The organism is Clavibacter lycopersici, from assembly GCF_003576405.1.
Classification (GTDB): domain Bacteria; phylum Actinomycetota; class Actinomycetes; order Actinomycetales; family Microbacteriaceae; genus Clavibacter; species Clavibacter lycopersici.
On record NZ_QWGT01000245.1, the window covers coordinates 1 to 4,062 of the forward strand.

6 protein-coding genes are annotated in these 4,062 nt (G+C 71.8%); all 6 read right to left on the reverse strand.

The genetic code is table 11. The annotated features are described in order from the left end of the window. On the reverse strand, positions 1–290 hold a 290-nt coding region (locus DZG00_RS13085), incomplete at its 3' end, for a DivIVA domain-containing protein (RefSeq protein ID WP_119455706.1). A 139-nt stretch (positions 291–429) separates the two neighbouring features. Next, positions 430–729 carry a YggT family protein gene (locus DZG00_RS13090; RefSeq protein WP_043669906.1) on the reverse strand — a complete coding sequence of 100 codons (300 nt, stop codon included), beginning with the start codon at positions 727–729 and terminating at the stop codon, positions 430–432. Positions 730–796: 67 nt separating this feature from the next. After that, complete coding sequence (locus DZG00_RS13095) at positions 797–1,291, reverse strand: cell division protein SepF (protein ID WP_015490518.1); 495 nt, start codon at positions 1,289–1,291, stop codon at positions 797–799. Between the two features lie 47 nt (positions 1,292–1,338). After that, a complete protein-coding gene (locus DZG00_RS13100) occupies positions 1,339–2,070 on the reverse strand; it encodes a YggS family pyridoxal phosphate-dependent enzyme (RefSeq protein WP_119382744.1) in 732 nt (243 codons plus the stop codon). Further along, positions 2,067–3,206, reverse strand: a complete 1,140-nt coding sequence (gene ftsZ, locus DZG00_RS13105) for a cell division protein FtsZ (protein WP_012038543.1) — start codon at positions 3,204–3,206, stop codon at positions 2,067–2,069. Before ftsZ ends, DZG00_RS13100 begins: the two co-directional genes overlap by 4 nt. A 137-nt stretch (positions 3,207–3,343) precedes the next feature. Further along, on the reverse strand, positions 3,344–4,062 hold a 719-nt coding region (locus DZG00_RS13110; RefSeq protein ID WP_119455705.1), incomplete at its 5' end, for a cell division protein FtsQ/DivIB.

Sequence of the window (4,062 nt, forward strand, 5' to 3'; positions counted from 1 at the left end):
ACGGGGGCCGGCACGGGCTCGGGCTCCGGGGTGGGCTCGGGCTCGGCGACGACCGGGGCCTGCTCGACCGCGGCGGGCGCGGGAGCGGGGGTGTCGATGGCCGTGGTCGCGACCGGGGCGGCGTCGCCCGAGCTGAGGCGCTGGCGCAGCTCCTCGTTCTCCTGGTGGAGGCGTCGCAGCTCGACGACCACCTCGTCGAGGAAGTCGTCGACCTCGTCCTGGTCGTATCCCTCGCGGAACTTGGTCGGCTGGAAACGCTTGTTGACGACGTCTTCAGGAGTGAGAGCCATGGCCTGCCACCTCTTTTGTGCGTAGAGCGGGGTCCGCGGGCGCGGACGGGGATTCGGGACAACGTGCGACCCAACGCTATCAGCGGAACGCGTCGCTCCGGGGACCGGAGGACGGATCGGCCGAGGCCGGGTCGGCGTCTCAGCGCATGAGGCCGCTGGCGACGTTGAACAGGATGATCGCGACGAGCATCGTGATCATCCAGCCGAAGTCGAGCGCGACCGGGCCGAGGCGCAGCGGCGGGATCAGCCGGCGGACGAAGCCGATGGGCGGGTCCGTCACCGTGTACGACGCCTCCGCGACGATGAGCATCGCGCCGCGCGGACGCCACTGCCGGGAGAGCGACTGGACCAGGTCGAGGACGAACCGGCCCCACATGCAGATGATGAACGCCAGGAGGGCGAACCACAGGACGGTGGCGACGATGTTGACGATGATCACGGACACAAGTATGGCGGGCGCCGATGGGAGGTCCCGTCGGCGCCCGCCATCTCGCAGGCTCGGTGGATCAGCGTCCGAAGAAGGAGGCCTCGACCTCGGCCTCGGTGGCCGACTGCTCGCCGGACACGGCGACGTGCGAGGGGGACAGGAGGAACACCTTGGCCGTGACGCGCTCGATCTTGCCGTAGAGGCCGATCGACAGGCCGCTGGCGAAGTCGATGAGGCGACGCGCGTCGTCGTCCGTCATCTGCGAGAGGTTGATGATGACCGGCACGCCCTCGCGGAAGTTCTCGGCGATGACCTGGGCGTCCTTGTAGGCCTTGGGGTGGACGGTGAGGATCTCGTTCATTTCAGCCGGCGCCGCATTCCTTGTGGTGGTCGAGGGCTTGTGCAGGGGGGTCACGGGGGCGCGCTTCGCCTGCTGCTGCGGAGCGGGGGCGGGCGTCGGGACGGCCTGCACGGGCGACTGCTGCTGCTGCGCGGGCTGCTGCCCCTGCTGGTACTCGAGCTCCTCGTCGGCGAGTCCCAGGTACACCATGGTCTTGCGAAGTGGGTTGGCCATCATTCCTCTTTCCGGGCTCGGCCTCCGACCGGACCGCACTGTCGACATTAAGGGCCGCCGGGTCGCTTTCCCGTGATTGCCGATCCGATCCGAAGGTGTGTCGCGCCCTCGAGGAGCGCCTCGCGGAGGTCGCCGGACATGCCGGCGGAGATGGCGTGCGCGTCGGGCAGGATGCGGCGCACGTCGTCCGAGATGCCGCGGAGGCGCGCGAACGCGCGACGGGGCTCCCCGTCGTCGGGCGCGACCGCCATGACGCCGAGGACGCGGATCCCGGCAGCGGCCGCCGCGTGCGCCGCGAGGGCCTCGACCTCGGCGGGACGGACACCGCCGCGCCCCTCGTCGTCGGTGAGGTTCACCTGCAGGAAGACGCGCGTCTCCTGCTCCTCCGAGGCGAGCGCGTCGACGAGGGGCGCGCGGTCGACGGAGTGGATCACGGACGCGTAGCGCCGGACCTGGCGCGCCTTCTTGCCCTGGAGCTGGCCGACGAAGTGCCAGGCGACGCCCGTGCCGTCGAGCTCGGCTGCCTTGCCCTGGGCCTCCTGGTGGCGGCTCTCGCCGAGGTCCCGGACGCCGAGGTCGACGAGCGCGCGCAGGAGCGACACGGGTTGGAACTTCGTGACCACGATGGTGGTCACCTCGTCGGGCTGGCGGCCGGCCGCGCGGATCCCGTCGGCGACGTCCGCCTGCACGGACGCCCACCGCTCGGCGAGGCCCGGGTGGGCCTCGCCGGGGTGGGCGTCGGGCGCTGCGGCGCCGCCGGTCAGCGGAGCGTCGGTCACTTCAGGAAGTCGGGGATGTCCAGGTCGTCGCCGTCGTCCTCGAACGTCGGGTCGCTCGCGGGGACGGACGCGACGGGCGCCTCCGCCTGCGGGCGCGCCGGTGCGGACTCGACGGCCTCGGGAGCGGCGACCGCTCCCCCGCCCGCCGCGACGAAGCCGCTGCGGCGGTTCTCGACCTTGGAGGCCGGCTCGCCGCCGTCGAAGCCCGCCGCGATGACGGTGACGCGCACCTCGTCGCCGAGGGTGTCGTCGATGACCGCGCCGAAGATGATGTTCGCCTCGGGGTGCACGGCCTCCTGCACGAGCTTGGCCGCGTCGTTGATCTCGAAGATGCCGAGGTTTGACCCGCCCTGGATGGACAGCAGCACGCCGTGCGCGCCCTCGATGCTCGCCTCGAGGAGGGGCGACGCGACGGCGAGCTCGGCGGCCTTGATGGACCGGTCGGCGCCGCGGGACGAGCCGATGCCCATGAGCGCGGATCCGGCGCCCTGCATGACCGACTTGACGTCGGCGAAGTCGAGGTTGATGAGGCCCGGGGTCGTGATGAGGTCGGTGATGCCCTGGACGCCCGCGAGGAGCACCTGGTCGGCGGTCGCGAAGGCCTCGAGCATGCTGATGCCGCGGTCGCTGATCTCGAGCAGGCGGTCGTTCGGGACGACGATGAGCGTGTCGACCTCGTTCTTCAGGGTCGCGACCCCGAGCTCGGCCTGGGCGGAGCGGCGCTTGCCCTCGAAGCCGAACGGCTTCGTGACGACGCCGATGGTGAGCGCGCCGATCGACTTGGCGATGCGGGCCACGACGGGCGCGCCGCCGGTGCCCGTGCCGCCGCCCTCGCCCGCGGTGACGAAGACCATGTCGGCGCCCGCGAGCGCCTCCTCGATCTCCTCCGCGTGGTCCTCGGCGGCGCGACGGCCGACCTCGGGGTCCGCGCCGGCGCCGAGGCCGCGGGTGATCTCGCGGCCGACGTCGAGCTTGACGTCCGCGTCGCTCATGAGCAGCGCCTGCGCGTCGGTGTTGATCGCGATGAACTCCACGCCCCGCAGACCGAGCTCGATCATGCGGTTGACGGCGTTGACGCCGCCACCGCCGATGCCGACGACCTTGATGACGGCGAGGTAGTTCTGGTTGTTCGACACGACGGGCCTCCGCTAGAACCTTCGACCTCCGGTGGAGGCTTAGAGTTTACTCAGTATGCATTTCCTGATCCCGACGTTAGGGGGCTCGGGGTCGGTGCGACGACTCCCGTGCCGCGTGTCGCGAAGGCGGGCCGGGATCAGGGTCCGGCGACGGGCGCGTCGGGCGCCGACACGTCATAGGAGCCCACGTCGCCGCGTGCCTTCACGAGCGCCTGCAGCACCTGCGCCTTGTCGGCCGAGCGCTCGCCGCTCCCCCACAGGACCTTCTTGCCGCTGCGCAGCGTGAGCATCACGTCGTCCGTCGTGTTCGCCTGGATGCTGTCGACCTGGGGCAGGAAGTCCGCGGGCAGCGCGACGAGCACGGCGGCGGCCGCCTGGAAGCGGGGGCTGGAGAGGTCCGCGCTCGGCAGGTCGATGAGCGGGTAGCCGTCGGGACGGGCCGTCGTGCGCTCGATCGTGATGCCCGCGGGATCCACGAGGTCGAAGCCCGCGCCGGATTGGATCACGGCGACGGGCGTGCGCTCGACGATGCGGATCACGAGCGTCGACGGCGGACGGCTCTCCGTGCTGTAGCTGCGGATGAGGGGGAACGCGCGGAGCTCGTCCCCGACGCGGTCGAGGTCGACGAGCGGCAGCGGCGTGCCGACCTGGTCGGAGAGCGCGGCCTGGATGCTCGACGGCGACACGCGGTCGGCGCCCTCGACCTCGACGGTGCGGAGGGCGAGCAGCGGCGAGTACACGGCGACGCCCACGACGATCGCGAGGGCGAGGAAGGCGCCGAGCGCGCCGAGGAGGCCGGCTCGGCGGCGGCGGGCGCGCTGCGTGAAGCGGCGCACCTCCTGCCGCTCGTAGCGCC